The sequence below is a fragment of the Demequina silvatica genome (genome assembly GCF_000971215.1).
Taxonomy (GTDB): domain Bacteria; phylum Actinomycetota; class Actinomycetes; order Actinomycetales; family Demequinaceae; genus Demequina; species Demequina silvatica.
The window spans coordinates 172638-191996 of record NZ_BBMA01000002.1 but is presented as its reverse complement, the minus strand read 5'-3'; the positions used below and the strand labels follow the sequence as shown (position 1 = coordinate 191996).

At 71.9% G+C, this 19359-nt stretch carries 26 protein-coding genes; 24 read left to right on the top strand and 2 right to left on the bottom strand.

What is annotated here, in order from left to right:
• Positions 1–61 precede the first annotated feature (61 nt).
• The 16 genes from AOM05_RS00880 (at position 62) to AOM05_RS00810 (ending at position 11778) form a co-directional block, all read left to right on the top strand.
• Positions 62–682, top strand: coding sequence for a hypothetical protein (locus AOM05_RS00880; protein WP_062518744.1), 621 nt, complete (start codon positions 62–64; stop codon positions 680–682).
• A gap of 136 nt (positions 683–818) precedes the next feature.
• Positions 819–1409, top strand: coding sequence for a hypothetical protein (locus AOM05_RS00875; RefSeq protein ID WP_156164977.1), 591 nt, complete (start codon positions 819–821; stop codon positions 1407–1409).
• Positions 1410–1547: 138 nt separating this feature from the next.
• A complete protein-coding gene (locus AOM05_RS00870; RefSeq protein ID WP_169746703.1) occupies positions 1548–1850 on the top strand; it encodes a hypothetical protein in 303 nt (100 codons plus the stop codon).
• Between the two features lie 147 nt (positions 1851–1997).
• The gene (gene infA, locus AOM05_RS00865; protein ID WP_042213122.1) at positions 1998–2219 is read left to right on the top strand and encodes a translation initiation factor IF-1; all 222 of its coding nucleotides are present in this window, start codon (positions 1998–2000) and stop codon (positions 2217–2219) included.
• Positions 2220–2267: 48 nt separating this feature from the next.
• Positions 2268–2381 (top strand): 50S ribosomal protein L36, encoded by a 114-nt coding sequence (rpmJ, locus tag AOM05_RS13890; protein WP_062069916.1) that lies wholly within the window; start codon positions 2268–2270, stop codon positions 2379–2381.
• Between the two features lie 125 nt (positions 2382–2506).
• Entirely contained in the window at positions 2507–2875 is a 369-nt protein-coding gene (gene rpsM, locus AOM05_RS00860; protein ID WP_062518741.1) for a 30S ribosomal protein S13, read from the top strand.
• 3 nt (positions 2876–2878) lie between these two features.
• Positions 2879–3268: a 30S ribosomal protein S11 gene (gene rpsK, locus AOM05_RS00855; RefSeq protein ID WP_061963598.1), complete on the top strand. Its 390-nt coding sequence runs from the start codon at positions 2879–2881 to the stop codon at positions 3266–3268.
• Between the two features lie 154 nt (positions 3269–3422).
• A complete protein-coding gene (locus AOM05_RS00850; protein WP_062293909.1) occupies positions 3423–4409 on the top strand; it encodes a DNA-directed RNA polymerase subunit alpha in 987 nt (328 codons plus the stop codon).
• A gap of 18 nt (positions 4410–4427) precedes the next feature.
• The gene (gene rplQ / locus AOM05_RS00845; protein ID WP_062518740.1) at positions 4428–4958 is read left to right on the top strand and encodes a 50S ribosomal protein L17; all 531 of its coding nucleotides are present in this window, start codon (positions 4428–4430) and stop codon (positions 4956–4958) included.
• Positions 4959–4996: 38 nt separating this feature from the next.
• Positions 4997–5854: a tRNA pseudouridine(38-40) synthase TruA gene (gene truA / locus AOM05_RS00840; protein WP_062518739.1), complete on the top strand. Its 858-nt coding sequence runs from the start codon at positions 4997–4999 to the stop codon at positions 5852–5854.
• 180 nt (positions 5855–6034) lie between these two features.
• Positions 6035–6478 (top strand): 50S ribosomal protein L13, encoded by a 444-nt coding sequence (gene rplM / locus AOM05_RS00835; protein WP_062518738.1) that lies wholly within the window; start codon positions 6035–6037, stop codon positions 6476–6478.
• Between the two features lie 28 nt (positions 6479–6506).
• Positions 6507–6986: a 30S ribosomal protein S9 gene (gene rpsI, locus AOM05_RS00830; RefSeq protein ID WP_439644553.1), complete on the top strand. Its 480-nt coding sequence runs from the start codon at positions 6507–6509 to the stop codon at positions 6984–6986.
• 10 nt (positions 6987–6996) lie between these two features.
• On the top strand, positions 6997–8358 hold the full coding sequence (gene glmM / locus AOM05_RS00825; RefSeq protein WP_062518736.1) for a phosphoglucosamine mutase: 1362 nt from the start codon (positions 6997–6999) through the stop codon (positions 8356–8358).
• Between the two features lie 102 nt (positions 8359–8460).
• The gene (locus tag AOM05_RS00820) at positions 8461–9198 is read left to right on the top strand and encodes a DedA family protein (RefSeq protein ID WP_062518735.1); all 738 of its coding nucleotides are present in this window, start codon (positions 8461–8463) and stop codon (positions 9196–9198) included.
• Positions 9198–10076, top strand: coding sequence for a class I SAM-dependent methyltransferase (locus tag AOM05_RS00815; protein WP_062518734.1), 879 nt, complete (start codon positions 9198–9200; stop codon positions 10074–10076). The genes AOM05_RS00820 and AOM05_RS00815 overlap by 1 nt, the downstream gene beginning before the upstream one ends.
• Before the next feature lie 145 nt (positions 10077–10221).
• Positions 10222–11778 (top strand): collagen-binding domain-containing protein, encoded by a 1557-nt coding sequence (locus tag AOM05_RS00810; RefSeq protein WP_062518733.1) that lies wholly within the window; start codon positions 10222–10224, stop codon positions 11776–11778.
• Between the two features lie 29 nt (positions 11779–11807).
• Here the strand turns inward: AOM05_RS00810 and coaA are convergent, their stop codons facing one another.
• Complete coding sequence (gene coaA / locus AOM05_RS00805) at positions 11808–12782, bottom strand: type I pantothenate kinase (RefSeq protein ID WP_062518732.1); 975 nt, start codon at positions 12780–12782, stop codon at positions 11808–11810.
• Between the two features lie 84 nt (positions 12783–12866).
• Here coaA and glmS point away from each other — a divergent pair, with 84 nt between their 5' ends.
• Genes glmS through rimI form a run of 6 tightly spaced genes read left to right on the top strand, consistent with a single transcriptional unit; the run spans position 12867 to position 17771 of the window.
• Positions 12867–14732, top strand: coding sequence for a glutamine--fructose-6-phosphate transaminase (isomerizing) (gene glmS / locus AOM05_RS00800; RefSeq protein ID WP_062518731.1), 1866 nt, complete (start codon positions 12867–12869; stop codon positions 14730–14732).
• Between the two features lie 2 nt (positions 14733–14734).
• Complete coding sequence (locus AOM05_RS00795; RefSeq protein WP_062518730.1) at positions 14735–15088, top strand: holo-ACP synthase; 354 nt, start codon at positions 14735–14737, stop codon at positions 15086–15088.
• The gene (gene alr, locus AOM05_RS00790; RefSeq protein WP_062518729.1) at positions 15088–16194 is read left to right on the top strand and encodes an alanine racemase; all 1107 of its coding nucleotides are present in this window, start codon (positions 15088–15090) and stop codon (positions 16192–16194) included. The genes AOM05_RS00795 and alr overlap by 1 nt, the downstream gene beginning before the upstream one ends.
• Positions 16191–16700: a tRNA (adenosine(37)-N6)-threonylcarbamoyltransferase complex ATPase subunit type 1 TsaE gene (gene tsaE / locus AOM05_RS00785; RefSeq protein WP_062518728.1), complete on the top strand. Its 510-nt coding sequence runs from the start codon at positions 16191–16193 to the stop codon at positions 16698–16700. The genes alr and tsaE overlap by 4 nt, the downstream gene beginning before the upstream one ends.
• Before the next feature lie 4 nt (positions 16701–16704).
• Positions 16705–17313, top strand: a complete 609-nt coding sequence (gene tsaB / locus AOM05_RS00780) for a tRNA (adenosine(37)-N6)-threonylcarbamoyltransferase complex dimerization subunit type 1 TsaB (protein ID WP_062518727.1) — start codon at positions 16705–16707, stop codon at positions 17311–17313.
• The gene (gene rimI / locus AOM05_RS00775) at positions 17310–17771 is read left to right on the top strand and encodes a ribosomal protein S18-alanine N-acetyltransferase (RefSeq protein ID WP_062518726.1); all 462 of its coding nucleotides are present in this window, start codon (positions 17310–17312) and stop codon (positions 17769–17771) included. The genes tsaB and rimI overlap by 4 nt, the downstream gene beginning before the upstream one ends.
• Before the next feature lie 216 nt (positions 17772–17987).
• On the opposite strand, the gene AOM05_RS00770 is transcribed toward rimI, so the two are convergent.
• Positions 17988–18614: a malonic semialdehyde reductase gene (locus AOM05_RS00770; RefSeq protein WP_062518725.1), complete on the bottom strand. Its 627-nt coding sequence runs from the start codon at positions 18612–18614 to the stop codon at positions 17988–17990.
• 112 nt (positions 18615–18726) lie between these two features.
• Between AOM05_RS00770 and AOM05_RS00765 the strand changes: the two genes are divergently transcribed.
• Both AOM05_RS00765 and AOM05_RS00760 read left to right on the top strand, forming a co-directional pair.
• Entirely contained in the window at positions 18727–18972 is a 246-nt protein-coding gene (locus AOM05_RS00765) for a ribbon-helix-helix protein, CopG family (RefSeq protein ID WP_062518724.1), read from the top strand.
• Positions 18969–19325, top strand: a complete 357-nt coding sequence (locus AOM05_RS00760; protein WP_228373164.1) for a type II toxin-antitoxin system PemK/MazF family toxin — start codon at positions 18969–18971, stop codon at positions 19323–19325. Before AOM05_RS00765 ends, AOM05_RS00760 begins: the two co-directional genes overlap by 4 nt.
• The last annotated feature ends 34 nt before the right edge of the window (positions 19326–19359 follow it).

Sequence of the window (19359 nt, the reverse complement as noted above, 5' to 3'; positions counted from 1 at the left end):
CAGGCGGGTTAGCGTCGCCTCAACCGGCGCTCCCGACGCCGGCCTGCTGAGGAGGGGCGCCATGGCGCGAGGGTTTTCCTATGCTCCCGGAGCGAGCGCGGACGTCGAGGAGGCGGCCGCACCGGGGCTGGCCAAGGAACGGATCCAGGAGCTGGGCGGATCGCGCAACGCGCTGGTGCGTGAGGCGATCGCCCGGCGCGAGGACTGCCCGTTCGGGCTGATGGTGACGCTCGCGCACGACCACGCGGTGCCGGTACGGGCCGCGATGGCCGCGAACCCCAAGGTGCTGCACTCGATCCTCGATTACCTCGCCCACGACCGCCAGCCGGCGGTGGCGTGCGCGGTCGCGGGCAACCCGGCGGTCACGCAGGACGTGCTCGAGATCCTCGCGTCGCACAGGAAGGGCGAGGTGAGGACGGCGGCCGGCGCGGCCCTCGACGCCCGTGCCCTCGCCGCGGCGGGCGAGGACCGGCACACGCCCGAGCTGCGTGACCGCGTGTTCGAGGAGTCGCAGGCGCGCCGCGCGGCGATGCTGGCGGAGAGCGCCGCGGCGAGCCTCGAGGCGGCCGCCGATGAGGCGATGGCGGCGGCCGATCCGCACGTCGAGCAGGGTGAGCCGCTGATGCCCCGGCCCACGCGCACGGCGCCGGTCCGCGGCTTCCGTCCGCCCATCGACGCTTAGGCCCGCTACCCACGCTTCGCCCGCTCGCAACCGGCCCGTCACCTGAGCGACAGGCGTTGCTCATCCGCGGCGCCTAGCCTCCCGTCACCGAGAGCGGGAGGACACGGTGGGCGACGACGGGTGGTCCCGGGCGCTGATGGCAGCATCCGGAGTGCCGGTGGCGGGCGAGGCGCGCGACGACGGCCTGCGGGCGGTGGTCATGGAGGCGCGGTCCGACGGGCTGCCGCGCGAGCGCCTGTTCGTGCTGGTGGAGCACCGTGAGCCCGCGGTGCGCGAGGCGATCGCGGCGCGTCCCGACTGCCCGCTGGGCATGCAGGCCACGCTCGCGCACGACAGGCGCGCCTCCGTGCGGGTGGCGCTCGCGTCGGGCGCGGGACTCGCGGGAGCGATCGCGGGGGTGCTCGCGCTCGACCGCGATCTGTCCGTGCTCAAGGCGCTGGCGCGGAACTCGGCCACGCCGCGCACGGTGCTCGAGCGGCTCGCGGCTCACCGTCGCGAGGAGGTGGCGCGGCTCGCGCGCCGTTCGCTCTCGGGCGAGGTGGTCGCCGCCCCGGGCGGGACCTCCGGCGTCGCGCGGGGCGCGGGCCTCGCCGAGCTCGCGGACCGCCCGTCGACCCCGCGGGGCGCGCCGCCGCAGGAGCGCTCGCCCGTGGGGGACCGCCCCGACCGCGTGCTCCCGCCTAGGCCCGCCGTGCCGCCTCGGCAGCCCCCGCGACCCGCGCACTGACGGGAGCGCGCGGGCCCCCGCCGGAGGAGCCGTGTGTCGGATACGTGACGGCATGTCTGATTCCTCACAGAGATTTGCCCGGATCCAGGGGACTCGGAGGATACTTTCCCAAAGGACAAGTGCGGGAGGTACGCGGTGGTGGTTCCGGCCAGCGGGGCATCCGAGGACGTGGTGCGGGCGCTCAACCCTGAGATCAGCGGCTCCGAGCTCCTGCCGCTCGCGGTCCATCGCGACCCGCACGTGCGGGCGGCCGTCGCCGCCCGCAGCGACTGCCCCATGGGCGCCCTCGTGTCGCTGGGACACGACTCGAGCCTCGACGTGCTGAGCGCGCTGCTCGGCAACGCGCGCACCCCCTCGTCGGTGGTCCGCCGGCTCGCCGACCACCGCGACCCGCGCATCTCGGGTCTCGCGGTGCAGCGCCTGCGCAACTCGTTCCGCTGACAGGCTGACGGGGCGGCGTCGCCCGGCGTCCCCGTGCCCGCGCGACGATGCGCGGCGCCGGTTGAGACGGGCCGGAGATTGCCGTATAGTTTTCCGTTGGGCGTTTTTGCGCGCCCGCATTCCCTGTCAACCAACGTTAGCGGAGTAATGGCCAAGAAAGACGGAGTCATCGAGGTCGAGGGCGTGGTGGTGGAAGCACTGCCGAACGCTTCGTTCCGAGTGGAGCTGACGAACGGGCACCTGGTGCTCGCTCACATCTCCGGCAAGATGCGCCAGCACTACATCAGGATCCTCCCCGAGGACCGCGTGGTGGTGGAGCTCAGCCCCTATGACCTGTCCCGCGGCCGGATCGTCTACCGCTACAAGTGAGCCGCCGTCCGAGCGCACCCGTGCGCGACGACGACGCAGGAAAGAACCATGAAGGTTAAGCCCAGCGTCAAGCCCATCTGCGACAAGTGCAAGGTGATCCGACGCAATGGCCGAGTGATGGTCATCTGCGAGAACCTGCGCCACAAGCAGCGTCAGGGCTAGACACACCCAGAACATCCTCGTTCGACCCTATGCATCAAACCCCCGGCTCGGAGGCCGGGGCCCGCGACTGATCAGCGGGGCGGTCGAGCGTCAGACCTCCGACTACTGATGGAGTAGAACCAGCAATGGCACGCATCGTCGGTGTCGACATCCCGCGCGACAAGCGCATGGTGATCGCACTTACCTACATCTACGGCGTCGGCCGCACCCGCGCCGAGCAGATCCTCGCAGCGACCGGCATCAGCCCGGACCTGCGCGTCAAGGACGCGGACGACGACCAGCTCGTCGCGATCCGTGACTACATCGAGGCCAACTTCACCGTCGAGGGCGACCTGCGCCGCGAGGTGGCCGCCGACATCCGCCGCAAGGTCGAGATCGGTAACTACCAGGGTCTCCGCCACCGCCGCGGCATGCCCGTCCGTGGTCAGCGCACCAAGACCAACGCCCGCACCCGCAAGGGCCGCAAGAAGACCGTCGCCGGAAAGAAGAAGTAAGACATGGCCGCTCCTACTCGCAAGCCGCGCAAGAAGATCAAGAAGACCGTCGCGCACGGTCAGGCGCACATCAAGTCCACCTTCAACAACACGATCATCTCCATCACGGACCCCTCGGGTGCCGTCGTGTCGTGGTCGTCGTCGGGCCAGGTCGGCTTCAAGGGCTCCCGCAAGTCCACCCCGTACGCCGCGCAGATGGCCGCCGAGGCCGCCGCGCGCCGTGCGCAGGACGCGGGCATGAGCAAGGTCGACGTGTTCGTCAAGGGCCCGGGCTCGGGCCGCGACACCGCGATCCGCTCGCTGACCGCCGCCGGCCTCGAGGTGACCTCCATCAAGGACGTCACCCCGCAGGCGCACAACGGCTGCCGCCCGCCGAAGCGCCGCCGCAACTAGCACGCCCGCGCGTGGAGACACGCGCTCCCGGTCGCGGGCCGATGCAGCGCATCGGCCCGTGGCCGCACCATTCCAGGCTTCTGGCCCCCGCCGGACCGAACCCGGCGGGGAACGCTCGAGCATCAGATAGCGGATGCTCGGAAAGGAAACAACCGTGCTGATCGCACAGCGTCCCACGCTGACCGAGAAGGTCATCTCGGAGAACCGTTCGCAGTTCTCGCTCAAGCCGCTCGAGCCGGGCTTCGGCTACACGCTCGGCAACTCGCTCCGCCGCACGCTCCTGTCGTCCATCCCGGGCGCGGCCGTGACGTCGGTGCGCTTCGAGGGCGTCCTCCACGAGTTCACCACCATCGACGGGGTGAAGGAGGACGTGACCGAGATCCTGCTCAACCTCAAGAACCTCGTGGTCTCGTCGGAGAACGACGAGCCCGTCGTGATGTACCTGCGCAAGTCGGGCGCGGGCGTCGTCACCGGTGCTGACATCCAGCCCCCGGCCGGCGTCGAGATCCACAACCCGGACCTCCACATCGCGACCCTCAACGCGAAGGCGAAGTTCGAGGTCGAGCTCACGGTCGAGCGTGGTCGCGGCTACGTGCCCGCGGCGATGAACAAGAGCTACGACGCGGAGATCGGCCAGATCCCCGTCGACTCGATCTACTCGCCCGTCCTCAAGGTGACCTACAAGGTCGAGGCCACCCGTGTCGCGCAGCGCACGGACTTCGACGAGCTGGTCATCGACGTCGAGACCAAGTCCTCGATCTCGCCCCGTGACGCCGTGGCGTCCGCAGGCGCGACGCTCGTCGAGCTCTTCTCGCTCGCCCGCAGCCTCAACGAGGCCGCCGAGGGCATCGAGATCGGCCCGTCGGACACGGACGAGTCGCTCGAGGAGGACTACAACCAGCCGATCGAGGAGCTCAACCTCACGCAGCGGTCCTACAACTGCCTCAAGCGCGAGGGCATCCACACCGTGGGCGAGCTCACCGCGCGTTCCGAGGCGGACCTCATGGACATCCGCAACTTCGGCCAGAAGTCGATCACCGAGGTCAAGGAGAAGCTCGCCGAGCTGGGCTTCTCCCTGAAGGACAGCGCTGTCGAGTACGACAGCAGCTCGTCCGTGTACTTCTCGGGCAGCGACGAGTAACAAGGAGAATTCTCAATCATGCCTACCCCCACCAAGGGCGCCCGCCTGGGCGGCGGTCCCGCGCACGAGCGTCACATGCTCGCGAACCTCTCGCAGAGCCTGTTCGAGCACGGCCGCATCACCACCACCGTGACCAAGGCCAAGCGCCTGCGCCCGTACGCCGAGCGTCTCGTCACCTTCGCCAAGCGCGGCGACCTCGCCTCGCGCCGCAAGGTGCTCGGGATCATCTCGGACAAGGGCGTCGTCCACAAGCTCTTCGCGGAGATCGGCCCCGGCTTCGCCGAGCGTGACGGCGGCTACACCCGCATCACCAAGGTCGGCAACCGCAAGGGCGACAACGCCCCCATGGCCGTCATCGAGCTCGTCGAGTTCGGTGCCCCTGCCAAGAAGGCTGTGACCAAGGAGGCCGAGAAGGCCGCCAAGAAGGCCGCGCCGAAGAAGGCCGAGAAGGTCGAGGAGGCGCCCGTCGCCGAGGAGACCGTCGAGGTTGTCGAGGAGACCGAGGCCCCCGCGGCCGAGGCGACCGACGACGCCGCCGAGACCAAGTAGTCTCCGCCTTCCTTGAAGGTGACCCGAGGCGGGTCCGCATGATCACATCCGGGATCGTGCGGGCCCGCCTCGACCTTTCCTACGACGGCACCGAGTTCTCCGGCTGGGCGACCCAGCCGGGGCTGCGGACCGTCCAGGGCGTCCTCGAGGACGCCCTCGCGCGGATCATCCGTCAGGACGAGCGTCCCCGCGTGACCGTGGCCGGCCGCACCGACGCGGGCGTCCACGCCCGCGGCCAGGTCGCCCACGTCGACATCGACGCCGCCGCCTGGGAGCGGATGCCCGGGCGCGCGCAGCGCACCCCCGCGGAAGGCCTCCTGTCGCGCCTCAACGGCGTGCTTCCGGACGATGCGGTGGTCCGGGCGGTCTCGATCGCGCCGGAGGGATTCGACGCCCGTTTCTCCGCGACCCAGCGGCGGTACGCCTACCGCGTCACGGACGGGGTGCCCGACGTGCTGACCCGGCGCCACGTCCTGACCGTCGACCGCCCGGTGGATGTCGAGGCCCTCAACCGCGCATCGTCCACCCTGCTGGGCCTGCGCGACTTCGCGGCCTTCTGCCGCGGCCGCGAGGGCGCCACCACCATCCGCGACCTGACCGAACTTTCGTGGCGCCGCGAGACCGAGGGCCCCGACACGGGCCTGGTGGTCGCGACGGTGCGCGCGGACGCGTTCTGCCACTCGATGGTGCGCTCGCTCGTGGGCGCGCTGCTCGCGGTGGGGCAGGGCAGGCGCGACGTCGACTGGCTCGCCATGGTGGCGGCCACCGAGGGCCGCTCGCAGGCGATCGCCGTGGCGCCGGCGCACGGCCTCACGCTCGAGGAGGTGGCGTATCCGGACGATGCGCTGCTCGCCGCGCGCGCCGAGGCTACCCGAGGGCGTCGCACCCTCCCGTGACCGACGCGCGTCACGCCCTCGCCCGGATTGAGATTCCCGCCTGACGCGCGTATGATGGTGCGTCGTTGTGCGTTCCCTCGTGGACGGTGCCTCCCACTCGCCGCCGCAGGACCCGCCGACCGAATTGCTTCGCGGTGCCTCGGCACCGTCCACCGAATCGAGTAGAAGTAAGGCTTCACAGTGCGTACGTTTTCTCCCAAGCCGGGTGACGTGACCAAGAACTGGTACGTCATCGACGCTACTGACGTGGTCCTCGGTCGTCTGGCCTCCCAGGCCGCTTCGCTGCTCCGCGGCAAGCACAAGGCGACCTTCGCGCCCCACGTCGACGGCGGTGACTTCGTCATCGTCATCAACGCCGAGAAGATCGCGATCTCCGGCAACAAGCTCACCGACAAGATGGTGTACCGCCACTCGGGCTTCCCGGGCGGCCTCTCCGCCGTCCCGATCGGCGAGCTCCTCGAGAAGAACCCCCGTCGCGTGATCGAGAACGCGGTCAAGGGCATGCTCCCGAAGACCAAGCTCGGCGCCGCCCAGCTCAAGCACCTCAAGGTCTACGCCGGCGCGGAGCACCCGCACGCCGCGCAGCAGCCCGAGGTCTTCGAGATCTCCCAGGTCGCGCAGTAAGCGCCGCAGCAGTTAAGGATTGATGAAAGTGGCAGATGTGACGACCGAGGTCGACAACGAGACCCCGACCGAGTACACCTCCGAGACCGCGGTCGAGCGCGGCAAGGGTGTCACCAACCTCGCCCCCGGCGCCGGCCTCGGCCGCCGCAAGGAGGCGGTGGCCCGCGTTCGCCTGGTGCCCGGCACCGGCAACTGGGTCATCAACGGGCGCACCCTCGAGGACTACTTCCCGAACAAGGTGCACCAGCAGCTGGTGAACTCGCCGTTCGCGCTCCTCGACATCGAGGGCAAGTTCGACGTGCACGCCCGCATCCACGGTGGCGGCCCGTCCGGCCAGGCCGGCGCGCTCCGTCTGGGTGTCTCCCGTGCGCTCAACGAGATCGACGAGGACAACAACCGCCCGGCGCTGAAGAAGGCCGGCTTCCTGACCCGCGATGCCCGCATCGTGGAGCGCAAGAAGGCCGGTCTCAAGAAGGCCCGCCGCGCGCCGCAGTACTCGAAGCGTTAACCTCTCGCGCATGGCGCGACTCTTCGGCACGGACGGTGTCCGGGGCCTTGCCAACCGTGACCTCACCGCGGAGCTGGCCGTCGACCTCTCGGTCGCGGCGGCTCACGTGCTGGGCGAGCGGGGCGAGTTCTCCGGCCACCGTCCCCGTGCCGTCATCGGCCGCGACACCCGCGTCTCAGGCGAGTTCCTGAGCGCGGCTGTCGCGGCCGGTCTTGCTTCCGCCGGCGTCGACGTGCTCGACGTGGGCGTGGTGCCCACCCCCGCGGTGGCGTACCTCACCGCCTCGACCGAGGCGGACCTGGGTGTGGTGATCTCCGCGTCCCACAACCCCATGCCGGACAACGGCATCAAGTTCTTCGCGCGCGGCGGCCACAAGCTCGACGACTCCGTCGAGGAGGCCATCGAGGCGCGCGTGGGCGAGGCCTGGGAACGGCCGCTCGGCAAGGCCGTCGGGCGGATCGTGCCGTCCGCCGCGCTCGCCGGCGAGTACGTCGACCACGTGGTCTCCGCCGTCCGCTCCTTCGCGGGCTCCGACGCCCCGCTCGATGGCGTCCACGTGGTGGTCGACGCCGCGCACGGCGCCGCGTCCTCCGTGGGTCCCGCCGCCCTCGCGGCCGCGGGCGCCCGCGTGACCACCATCAACGCGTCCCCCGACGGGCTGAACATCAACGAGGGCGTCGGCTCGACGCACCTGGGACCGCTGCAGGCGGCCGTGGTCGAGCACGGCGCCGACCTGGGCGTCGCCTTCGACGGCGACGCCGACCGCTGCCTCGCGGTCGACCACACCGGCGCCGTGGTGAACGGCGACCAGATCATGGGCCTGCTCGCCATCGCGATGCGCGATGCCGGCACGCTGTACCGCTCCACGTTGGTCGCGACGGTGATGAGCAACCTCGGGCTGCACCAGGCGATGCGCCGCGAGGGGATCGACATCGTCGAGACCGCGGTGGGCGACCGCTACGTGCTCGAGGCGATGCGCGACGCCGGGTACACGCTCGGCGGCGAGCAGTCCGGCCACATCATCGTGTCCGACTACGCGACCACCGGCGACGGCGTGCTCTCCGCGCTGCTGGTGGCGGCGCGCGTGGCGGCCAAGGGCCGCCTGCGGACCCAGTGCGCCGGCATCGAGACGCTGCCGCAGGTGCTCATCAACGTGCGCGGCGCGGACCGCTCGCGGGTGCACACGGACCGTCCGCTGCACGACGCGGTCGCCGCCGCGCGCCGCGAGCTGGCAGACTCGGGCCGCGTGCTGCTGCGCCCGTCCGGCACCGAGCCGCTGGTGCGCGTGATGGTCGAGGCGTCCACGCCCGAGGACGCGCAGCGGCACGCGGAGGCGCTCGCGGCCGTGGTGCGCGACCGCCTCTCGCTGTAGGCGTCCGGCGCGAGGCGCGCGGCCTGCGGTTCATCCCCGCGGCGCCGCCGATCAGGTGATCCCCCCATCGCGGGGCCCGCACCCACCTGGGAGACTGAGCGCGTGAACGAGCTCTGGCACATCCTGGTCGACGGCATCGACGCGGTCGAGGTCTGGGTCGAGTCCCTCATGGAATCGCTGTGGATCTACCCGAGCGTCTTCGTGCTCTCCCTGGTCGACGGCATCTTCCCCGTCCTGCCCAGCGAGTCGGTGGTCATCGCGACCGCGACCGCGTGGAAGCAGACGGGTTCGCCGTGGGTGTGGCTGATCTGGATCCTCGCGGCGGCGGGCGCCTGGTGCGGCGACCAGCTGGCTTACTTCATCGGGTCCAAGTTCGATGTGCGCAAGCACCCGTTCTTCGCGCGCGCCGGGATGCGCAAGACGCTGGACTGGGCGGAGTCGACGCTCGAGCGCCGCGGCACCACGTTCATCATCGCGGCCCGCTTCATCCCGATGGGGCGCGTGGCCGTCAATCTCACGGCGGGCGCGCTGCGGTATCCGCGGCAGTGGTTCATGATCGTCGACGCGGTCGCCGTGGTGATCTGGGCGACCTACGGGACCGCGCTCGGCATCTGGGCGGGATCGATCTTCGAGAACCTCCTCGTGTCCATCTCGGTGGGCGTCGTCGGCGGCATCGTGATCGGGATCCTCATCGACAAGATCCTGGCGCGGCTGGGCTTCGCGGAGCCCGAGATGCCCGACCTGTCCGCGCAGATCGAGGAGCGCATGATGACCGGCGAGCTCCAGGTGCGCCCGCCGCGCCGCGAGCGTCGCCGGGGCGAGGACGAGGACGGCGCCTGATGGCGGACCCCGTCGACGGCGTCGACATCCCCTGGGAGCAGGCGCGCGCGACCAACCTCGCCAACTGGGACTCGCGTGTCGCGCTCCATGTCGAGGCGTACGGCCTCGAACGCTACCGCGAGGACCCCGCGCACCTGTCGACCGTGGTGCGCACGGACCTCCGCACCCTCGAGCGCCACCTCCCGGCGGGCACGCTCGAGGGGCTGTCGCTGTGCCACCTGCAGTGCCACATCGGCACCGACACCGTCTCGCTCGCCCGGGCCGGCGCCGCGGTGGTCGGCGTGGACTTCTCCGCGCCGGCGCTCGAGGCCGCCGCGGCCTTCGCGAGCGAGCTCGGCGTCGACGCGACCTGGGTCCATGGCGACGTCCTCGAGGCCCGCGCGCTCGTGGACCGCGAACTCGGCGCGGACGTCCGCTTCGACGTTGTCTACACGAGCATCGGCGCCATCACGTGGCTCGAGGACCTGGCGGCGTGGGCGCGGCAGATCGCCGCGCTGCTGCGTCCCGGCGGGGTCTTCTACATCCGCGACGGGCACCCGTTCCTCTACTCGCTCGACGAGACGCGCGAGGAGCTGGTCGCGAGGTACCGCTACTTCACCGACGGCCGCGCGCTGCAGTGGGAGGACGCCACCACCTACGTGGGCGACGGCGTGGTCACCGCGCCCCGCACGTACGAGTGGAACCACCCGCTCTCCGAGACCGTGACGGCGCTGCTCGACGCCGCGCTGGTCATCGAGGCGATGGAGGAGGGGCGGACGCTGCCGTGGCGCTTCGCCGACCGGATGGTCGAGCTCGAGGACGGCGACTTCGCGTGGCCGGGCGCCGAGGCGGACGTCATGCCCTGCACCTTCACGATCGTCGCGCGCCGCCCCGCCTGAGACGGCGTGCGAGCACGTTCTTGATGCGATTCAGCAATGCGCTTTGTGTTTTCTTTACGTTCTATTGTAGAATGATTCTCAAGAAGCGGACCTGATCGCTGGCCCCGACGCGTGAGCTCCGCCCGACTGAGGAAGAGGACACCCCATGGGACCAGCGATCATCTTCGCGCGCCCGCGCGCGCTCATCACCGGTGCGGCCGTGCTCACGCTCGCGTGCGGCGCCGTCGTCGCGGCCGCGCCCGGTGCGACCGCGGACGGCGACACCATCCACCCGTTCGCGGATGCGGGTGGCTTCAGCGTCTACGTACGCGAGGACGCGACGCTGCTCAACTCCGAGATCGAGGGCGCGCTCGCCGTCGGCGGCACCCTCCAGGGTGCGGTCTCCGGCTCGCGCCTGCCGATCATGCACAAGATCGCCGGCACGTCCGCGTACGACCTGCCGCTGGTCGACGGCGACGCTACGAGACTGCTGGTGGGATCCGTGTCCGCTAGAAGCGGCATCATCGACGTCGCCGGCCGCGACGCGGACACGGGCACTGCGTGGGGGTTCGCCAAGGTGGTCTCGCCCGACGAGCCCGCTTGGACGTTCGCGGCGCGCGGCGACTACACCCAGTACCGGCTCGACGTCTCGGGAAGCGAGGCGACCGGGCCCGTGGTCGAGGCGAAGAACCAGGAGTGGGCGACCGGCGGTCGTGACTCGATGCTGACGGCGGGCGATTCCGTCGCGGGCTATGTCGAGGGCGGCGAGGGCTTCTCGGCGACCTCGCGGTGCCTCGCGGACCTCGCGACCGGTGAGCGCGAGGACGTGCACCGCGTCGGCGTGACCGAGGATGGCGGCAAGGCGGTCCTCGACCTCGAGGCCGGGAGGGTCAACGTGCTCGACTACGCCGACCTCACGATCGCGACGGGCTTCGCTTCCCAGGTGGTGTACCTCGACGACGTCCCGGCGGCCGACACGCCCGTGATCGTGCGGGTGGCGCCGGGCACGACGGCGATGCACGGCATGGAGTTCGGGACCGAGGGCCAGTACCCGCGGTATGTGATGTGGGACCTTTCCGCGGTCACCGGTGCCGTATCGATCACGGACAAGAGCGGCGGCGTGGGGCGGATCGATGGATCGATCTACGCGCCGTACGCCGCGCTCACCGCGTCCTTCGGGCCGCTCGACGGACAGGTCATCGCACGTAGCCTCACCACCACGATGGGCAGCGGCGAACTGCACGCCTACATGTTCGCCTCGCCGCTCGACTGCGGCGCCGCGCCGGCGCCGGAGCCGACGCCCGAGCCGACGGCGGAGCCGTCGGCCACACCTACGGTCCAGCCGACGCCCGAGCCGACGGCGGAGCCGTCGGTCACACCTACGGTCCAGCCGACGCCCGAGCCGACGCCCGAGCCGACGCCCGAGCCGACGCCCGAGCCGACGCCCGAGCCGACGGCGGAGCCGTCGGTGGCGCCCGGACAGACGCTCCCGACCCCGCAACCGACGGAGCCGACGTTGCCAGAGTCCGAGGTCGCGGCCGAGGGCGGGGCGCAGGGCGGCGCGGGCACGTCGGACGATGCCGTGGACGACGCCGCCTCAGCGCAATCCGGGGGCGCGCTCGCGTGGACGGGTGCCGCCGTGGTGCCGTGGCTGCTCGCCGCCGGCGCGACGATGGCTGCGGGAGCCGCCCTTCTCCGGGCCGCCGCGTCGCGCAGGCGGTGACCCGCTCATCGTCCCTCCCGACCGCCGCGTCAGAGCTTGCGCATGCGCACCGACTCGACGCGGTGGTCCGGCCCCTTGCCCAGGATGATGGTCGCGCGCGAGCGCGTCGGCGCGATGTTGCGGGCCAGGTTGGGCGCGTTGACCGTGTCCCAGACCTGTCCGGCGACGGCGACCGCCTGCTCGTCGGTGAGCGTCGAGTACGAGTGGAAGTAGGAGTCCGGCTTCGCGAACGCTGACTCGCGCAGCGCGAGGAAGCGCTCGATGTACCAGCGGCGGATGTCGTCGGGATGGGCGTCGACGTAGATCGACACGTCGAAGAAGTCGCTCACCGCGAGCTGCGACGCGCCCGGCTCGCGCGCGCCGGAGGTCTGCAGCACGTTGAGCCCCTCCACGATGAGGACGTCGGGCTGGCGGACCACCACCTGCTGGTCGGGCACGATGTCGTAGACCTGGTGCGAGTACACCGGCGCCCGCACCTCCGCCGCGCCCGACTTCACCTTGAGGATGAAGTCGCGCAGCGCGCGCCGGTCGTAGGACTCGGGGAAGCCCTTGCGGGCCATGATGCCGCGCTCGGTCAGCACCTCGTTGGGGTAGAGGAAGCCGTCCGTGGTGACGAGCGCAACGTGCGGCGAGCTGGGCCAGCGGGCCATGAGCTCGCGCAGCAGGCGCGCGGTGGTGGACTTGCCCACCGCGACCGAGCCGGCGACCCCGATCACGAACGGCGTGCGTGACGCGCGCTCGCCCAGGAACTGGCTGGTCGCGCTGTGAAGCAGGCCCGTCGCGCCCGAGTACAGGTCGAGCAGGCGGGACAGCGGCCGGTAGATGCGGTCCACCTCGGCGATGTCGATCGGGTCGCCCAGTCCGCGCACGCGGGCGACGTCCTCCGCGGTGAGCGGCAGCGGCGTCGCGTCCGCGAGGGCGGCCCACTCGTCGCGCGTCAGGGTGACGTAGGGGGTCCCGGCGTCGGACCGTCGTGCCTCGTTCACCCGCCCATTGTTGCGCATGGTCCGGGAGGGTCGGGTGCGGAGGGACGATGCGCGGGTCGGGCCTGCGCGGGAGGTCCGGGGGCGGCATCTAGACTGGCGCGCATGTGCGGAATCGTCGGATATGTGGGGTCGGGCGCGCCCGGCGGCCGCCCGCAGGGCGTGGTGATGTCGGGTCTGGCGCGGCTGGAGTACCGCGGATACGACTCCGCCGGCGTCGCCGTGGTGACCGAGGACCCGTCCCGCGTGGGCATGCGCAAGAAGGCCGGCAAGCTGGTCAACCTCGAGAAGCAGCTCGCGGAGCGCCCGCTCGACGCCGCCACGGCGGCGATCGGCCACACGCGCTGGGCCACGCACGGCGCGCCCACGGACGCGAACGCGCACCCGCACCTCGCGGCGGGCGGTCGCATCGCCATCATCCACAACGGCATCATCGAGAACTTCGGGGCGCTGCGCGCGGAGCTGCTCGACCAGGGCGTCGAGTTCCTGTCCGAGACCGACACCGAGGTCGCGGGGCACCTGCTCGCGCGCGAGGTGGACTCCGGCAAGTCGCTCGCCGACGCGATGCGCGCCATCACACGCCGCCTCGACGGCGCCTTCACGCTGCTCGCCGTGGACGCGCACGAGCCGCGCACCGTGGTGGGAGCGCGCCGCAACAGCCCGCTGGTGATCGGCCTGGGCGAGGGCGAGAACTTCCTGGGCTCCGACGTGGTCGCGTTCATCGAGCACACCCGCACGGCGCTCGAGCTGCACCAGGACGAGGTGGTCGAGATCACCCCGGACCACGTCACCATCACCGACGTGCGCGGCCTGGTGGTCGAGCGCGAGCCGTACCACGTGGACTGGGACGCCTCCGCGGCGCAGAAGGGCGGCTTCGCCACCTTCATGGAGAAGGAGATCCACGATCAGCCCACGGCGGTCGCGGACACGCTCCGCGGCCGGATCGACGAGCACGGCCGCCTCCAGCTCGACGGCGGCATGATCGACGAGTACGTCCTCAGGTCCATCGACAAGATCATCATCATCGCGTGCGGCACCGCGTCGTACGCGGGCCTGACCGCGCGGTACGCGATCGAGCACTGGACGCGGATCCCCGTCGAGGTCGAGCTCGCGCACGAGTTCCGCTACCGCGACCCGATCGTGTCGATCAAGACGCTCGTGGTCGCCATCAGCCAGTCGGGCGAGACCATGGACACGATCATGGCCGTCCGCCACGCGCAGCAGCAGGGCGCGCCCGTGATCGCGATCGTCAACGCGCAGGGCTCGACCATCGCGCGCGAGGCCGACGCGGTGCTCTACACCCGCGCCGGGCCGGAGATCGCGGTCGCGTCGACCAAGGCGTTCCTCGCGCAGATCACCGCGGGCTACCTCCTCGGCGTCTACCTGGCCGAACTGCGCGGCAACAAGTTCCCCGACGAGATCGAGGCGCTGCTCGAGCAGCTGGACGCGATCCCCGCGAAGATCCAGCGGGTGCTCGACACCTCGGAGCCCATCCGGGAGCTCGCGCGCTCCATGGCGGACGAGCGGACGGTCCTGTTCCTGGGCCGCCACGTGGGCTTCCCCGTGGCGCTCGAGGGGGCGCTCAAGCTCAAGGAGCTCGCGTACATCCACGCCGAGGGCTTCGCCGCCGGCGAGCTCAAGCACGGGCCCATCGCGCTGGTCGAGGAGGGCCAGCCGGTGTTCATCGTGCTGCCCAGCCCGCGCGGCCGCGAGTCCCTGCACTCCAAGGTGATCTCCAACGTCCAGGAGGTCCGCGCGCGCGGCGCCCGCACGTTCGTCATCGCGGAGGAGGGCGACACCGAGGCCGCGAACTATGCGGAGCAGGTGTTCTACGTGCCCTCGGCGCCCGTGCTCATGACGCCGCTGCTGTCGGTGGTGCCGCTGCAGATCTTCGCCCTCGAGCTCGCGGCCGCCAAGGGCTACGACGTCGACCAGCCTCGCAACCTCGCCAAGTCCGTCACGGTGGAGTGAGCGTGGCGATCCTGGGGCTCGGCATCGACGTGGTCGAGATCGCCCGCTTCGAGGACGCTCTCGAGCGCTCGCCGGGCTTCCTCGACCGCGTGTTCACGCCCGCCGAGCGCCACCTGGGCCACGCGAGCCTCGCCGCCAACTGGGCGGCCAAGGAGGCGCTCGCGAAGGCGCTCGGCGCGCCCGCGGGCCTCAGCTGGCACGACTGCGAGGTGCTCCGCGAGGACGGCGGCCAGCCCCGCCTGTCCGTCACCGGCACGGTCGCGGCGCGCGTCGCCGCGCTCGGCATGACGCAGCTGCACGTGTCGCTGTCCCACGACGCGGGGATCGCCTCCGCCGTGGTCATCGGGGAGGGCTGATGTCCCGTCTGAACGTCACCGTCGACCACGCCGCGATCACGCGCAACGTCGAGCGCCTCGCGGCGCACGCTCCCGGCGCGGAGGTCATGGCCGTGGTCAAGGCCGACGCGTACGGCCACGGCCTGGTCGGCGCCTCGGCGGCCGCGCGCGCCGGAGGCGCGACCTGGCTCGGGGTCGCGCAGCCCGACGAGGCGATCGCGCTTCGCGAGGCGGGCGACGCCGGCCGCCTGCTGTGCTGGCTCTACGGCCCCGAGGCGCCGTTCCGCCTCCTGATCCGCCGTGGCGTGGACCTCAGCGCGTCCTCGCTCGAGGTGCTCGACATGATCGTCGCGGCCGCCCGCATGGCCGGCGAGGTCGCGCGCGTCCACGTGTGCCTCGACACCGGGCTGTCCCGCGAGGGCGTGCGTCCAGAGGGCCTGTCCGCGCTCCTGGACGCCGCGCTCGCGGCGGACGATGCGGTGGTGGTCGTGGGCGCATGGTCGCACCTGGCGTGGGCGGACCAGCCCGGCCACCCCACCATCGACCGCCAGGCCGACGTGTTCCGCGACGGCGTCGCCGCCATCGAGGCGCGCGGCATCGCCCTCGAGGTGCGTCACCTCGCGAACTCCGCCGCCACCCTCACCCGACCCGACCTCCACTTCGACCTGGTGCGCCCCGGCATCGCCGTGTACGGCCTCCCGCCGGTGCCCGACGCCGACGGCGGCGACTGGGGTCTCGAACCCGCGATGCGCGTGACGGCGTCGCTCGCGCTCGTCAAGGACGTGCCGGCGGGGGAGGGCGTGAGCTACGGCCACGAGTACACGACTCCGCGCGACACGCGCCTCGGGCTGGTCACCGCGGGCTACTCCGACGGCATCTTCCGTGCCGCCGGCAGCGGCCGCGGGCCTGTCGCGATCGGCGGCCGCCGCCACGTGATCGCGGGCCGGGTGTGCATGGACCAGGTGGTGCTGGACCTGGGCCCCGACGCGCCCGAGCGCGCGGGCGACGAGGTGGTGCTCATCGGCGCCGACGGCCCCTCCGCCCGCGAGTGGGCCGAGGCCGCGGGCACCATCGACTACGAGATCGTCTGCCGCTTCGGCGGCCTGAAGGAGAAGCTGCCGGCATGACCGACCCGACCCCCGCATCGTCCACCTTCACCGTCGCCGACGGCGACGCCATGCGCGCCCTCGCGCGCGACGTGCTCGCCCCGCAGCTGCGCGCGGGCGACGTGGTGATCCTCAGCGGCGACCTGGGCGCTGGCAAGACCACGTTCACCCAGGGGCTGGGCGCCGCGCTGGGCGTGCGCGGGCCGGTCGCGAGCCCCACGTTCATCATCGCGCGCACCCACCCGTCCGAGGTGGGCGGGCCCGCGCTCATCCACGTGGACGCGTACCGCCTCAACTCGCTCGCCGAGCTCGACGACCTCGACCTGGACACCACCGTCGAGTCCTCGGTGACGGTGGTCGAGTGGGGCGAGGAGAAGGCCGAGCAGCTGTCGCAGGACCGTGTGCACGTGGTGATCGCGCGCGAGGTGGGCGGCGAGGTCGACATGGAGCGCCCCGACGAGGGCCTGCGCACCGTCACGTTCACCACCCACGGCGACCGCTGGGCCGGCGTCGCGCTCGTAGGCTAGACCCGTGATCCTCGCCCTCGACACGTCCTCCGCCATCGCCGTCGCGCTCGTCTCCGAGTCGGGGGAGGTGCTGGCGCGTCGCTCCGAGTTCAACCCGCGCGGCCACTCCGAGCTGCTCGCCGGACTCATCGAGTCCGTGCTGGGCGAGGCCGGCGTCGCGGGTACGGAGGTGACGCGGATCGTGGTGGGCACGGGGCCGGCCCCGTTCACCGGGCTCCGGGTGGGCCTCATGACCGCCCGCACCCTGGGCCACGTGTGGGGCGTGCCGGTCGACGGCGTGTGCTCGCTCGACGCGCTGGGCGCATCCGCAGCGGGCGAGGTCACCGCGGTGGGCGACGCGCGCCGCCGCGAGGTGTACTGGGCGACCTACCGCGACGGCGTGCGGGTGTCCGGCCCCGAGGTGAGCGCGCCGGGCGACGTGCCCGTCGCCGGTGCCGTGGTGGGCCGCGGCGCGCTGCTCTACCCGGACGCCTTCCCCGGCGCGGTCGAGGGTGACCCGGACCCGGCGCTGCTGGTGAGCGTGGCCGCGCGGCTCCGCGCGGCCGGATCCGATCTGCCGACGGAGCCGCTCTACCTGCGCCGCCCCGACGTGCACGGGGTTCCCGGCGCGTGATCGAGCTGCGCGATCTCACGGAGGCGGACCTTCCGTGGATGGCGGAGGTCGAGCGGGAGCTGTTCGGCGCGTCCGCGTGGTCGCGTGAGCTGATCGAGCACGACTACCTCTACGGGCTCACCCGGTATCGGGGGCTCTGCGTCGATGGCGAGCTGGTGGGCTACGCGGTCTACGGCTACGACGGCGACGCGTTCCACCTCATGAACCTCGCGCTGGTGCCCTCGGTGCGGGGGCGGGGGCTGTCGCGCGTCCTCATGGACGACTTCCTCGCGGAGGCGCGTCGCGAGGGCGCCGCGGATGCCTGGCTCGAGGTCGCCGTCGACAACGTGCCGGCGCTCGCGCTGTACCGGGCGTACGGATTCGAGGACGTCCGCATCCGCCGCAAGTACTACCAGCCCGAGGGCGTGGATGCGCTGGTCATGAGGGTGGAGCTGGCGGGGTATCAGCCGGGGGTGTGACGCGACCGGGCGGGTGGGTGGGCGGGCGGGTGTCGCCCGCGGCGCCCCGATCCGGGCGGGACACTCACCGTGCTCTTTCGCGCCGGTGTGTGCCGGGCGGGAAGCTTGCGCAGGACCGGACGGCGGGCATTCTGAGGGAGTGTCCCGTGCGGCGCATGAGCCCGAGGAAAAGCACGGTGAGCGTCCGGGCGGGCACCGGGGCTGGCGGGCGAGCGCTCAGACCTCGCGGACGCCCGTCTCCGCCGGGATGCGGCCGCGGCGGTCGCCCGACTGGTCGTCGCCCTCGGCGGGGTGGCCGACGCCCAGGATGACCTCGGACCGCCAGCCCTCGGGCATGAGCGCGGAGTCCAGCGCGGCCTTGTCGAAGCCGCCGTACGGGCGCAGCGCGAGACCCTCCGCGCGCAGCGCGATGATCAGGTAGCCCAGCTGCAGCATCGCGCCCGAGTGCGCGAGCGAGGCGCGCATCTCCGGGTTCGCCTCGAAGCGCTCCGCGATCTGGGGCATGCCGGGCGCCCAGGTCTCGTGGAGGTCGTGGAACCGGTCGTCGTGCGCGGCGACCAGCAGCAGCGGGGCCTGCTCGAGCTTGGGCCGGTTGAACGGCGCCGCGGCCTCGATCACGGCGGCGCGGGCGGCCGGGGTCCGGGCCGCCACCACGCGCAGCGGCTGCGTGTTGTTGCTGGTGGGTCCGAACTTCGCGAGGTCCCACGCGCGGGTCACGAGGTCCGCATCCACCTCGCGCCCGTCGAACGCGATCGCCGAGCGCGCCTCGGTGAACAGCGCCTCGCGCGCGTCCTGGTCGAGGGAGAAGGCGAAGGTCGGCTGGGGGAGGTTCGCGGTTGTCATATCAACAATTGTGCGCCTGCAAGGGGCGTGCTCGCGACGGCCGGAGGTCCCGGCCTCCACAGGCGTGGGCGTGGCGCTGGACCGCGTGGTAATACCGGGTGATACTCGAAGGGTGAAGACGGCGATCTCCCTTCCCGACCCCGTGTTCGAGGCGGTCACGGCACGCGCCAGGCTGCTCGGGGTGAGCCGCTCCGAGTTCCTCGCCGTCGCCGCGCGGCGCTACCTGCGCGAGCTCGACGAGCAGGCGCTGACGGGACGGATCGACAGCGTGCTCGAGCGCATCGCTGTCGCCGAGGACGAGTCGACACGGTTTGTTGCGGAGGCCGGTCGCGGCCTGCTGGAACGCGAGGAGTGGTGACTCCGCGGGAGCCCGTGCTGCGTGGGTCGATCCGGTGGGTGGACCTGGGTCCGGCGGTCGGCAGCGCACCCGCACGCCGCCGCCCCGTGCTCGTGGTGCAGTCCGACGCGTACAACCGGTCCCGGCTCGGCACCGTGAGCGTGCTCGCGATCACCGGCAACAACGCGCTGGCCGAGCTGCCGGGCAACGTGTTCCTGCCTGCGGATGCGACGGGCCTCGCGAAGGACTCCTGTGTCAACGTCACGGCGGTCGCGACGGTCGACAGCGCCGCGCTCGAAGGTGCAGCAGGGCACCTTCCCGCGCACCTCATGGACGAGGTCGACCGTGGCCTGCGCACCTTCCTCGCCCTCTGACCGCGCCCGCCGCACGCCCGACTACAGTTGACCC

What these genes read in the sequence shown, in the direction of transcription:
- AOM05_RS00880 (WP_062518744.1), top strand. Translation starts at nt 62, where the DNA reads ATGGCGCGAGGGTTTTCCTATGCTCCCGGAGCGAGCGCGGACGTCGAG.
- AOM05_RS00875 (WP_156164977.1), top strand. Translation starts at nt 819, where the DNA reads ATGGCAGCATCCGGAGTGCCGGTGGCGGGCGAGGCGCGCGACGACGGC.
- infA (WP_042213122.1), top strand. Translation starts at nt 1,998, where the DNA reads ATGGCCAAGAAAGACGGAGTCATCGAGGTCGAGGGCGTGGTGGTGGAA.
- rpmJ (WP_062069916.1), top strand. Translation starts at nt 2,268, where the DNA reads ATGAAGGTTAAGCCCAGCGTCAAGCCCATCTGCGACAAGTGCAAGGTG.
- rpsM (WP_062518741.1), top strand. Translation starts at nt 2,507, where the DNA reads ATGGCACGCATCGTCGGTGTCGACATCCCGCGCGACAAGCGCATGGTG.
- rpsK (WP_061963598.1), top strand. Translation starts at nt 2,879, where the DNA reads ATGGCCGCTCCTACTCGCAAGCCGCGCAAGAAGATCAAGAAGACCGTC.
- rplQ (WP_062518740.1), top strand. Translation starts at nt 4,428, where the DNA reads ATGCCTACCCCCACCAAGGGCGCCCGCCTGGGCGGCGGTCCCGCGCAC.
- truA (WP_062518739.1), top strand. Translation starts at nt 4,997, where the DNA reads ATGATCACATCCGGGATCGTGCGGGCCCGCCTCGACCTTTCCTACGAC.
- glmM (WP_062518736.1), top strand. Translation starts at nt 6,997, where the DNA reads ATGGCGCGACTCTTCGGCACGGACGGTGTCCGGGGCCTTGCCAACCGT.
- AOM05_RS00815 (WP_062518734.1), top strand. Translation starts at nt 9,198, where the DNA reads ATGGCGGACCCCGTCGACGGCGTCGACATCCCCTGGGAGCAGGCGCGC.
- AOM05_RS00810 (WP_062518733.1), top strand. Translation starts at nt 10,222, where the DNA reads ATGGGACCAGCGATCATCTTCGCGCGCCCGCGCGCGCTCATCACCGGT.
- coaA (WP_062518732.1), bottom strand. Translation starts at nt 12,782, where the DNA reads ATGCGCAACAATGGGCGGGTGAACGAGGCACGACGGTCCGACGCCGGG.
- glmS (WP_062518731.1), top strand. Translation starts at nt 12,867, where the DNA reads ATGTGCGGAATCGTCGGATATGTGGGGTCGGGCGCGCCCGGCGGCCGC.
- alr (WP_062518729.1), top strand. Translation starts at nt 15,088, where the DNA reads ATGTCCCGTCTGAACGTCACCGTCGACCACGCCGCGATCACGCGCAAC.
- tsaE (WP_062518728.1), top strand. Translation starts at nt 16,191, where the DNA reads ATGACCGACCCGACCCCCGCATCGTCCACCTTCACCGTCGCCGACGGC.
- AOM05_RS00770 (WP_062518725.1), bottom strand. Translation starts at nt 18,614, where the DNA reads ATGACAACCGCGAACCTCCCCCAGCCGACCTTCGCCTTCTCCCTCGAC.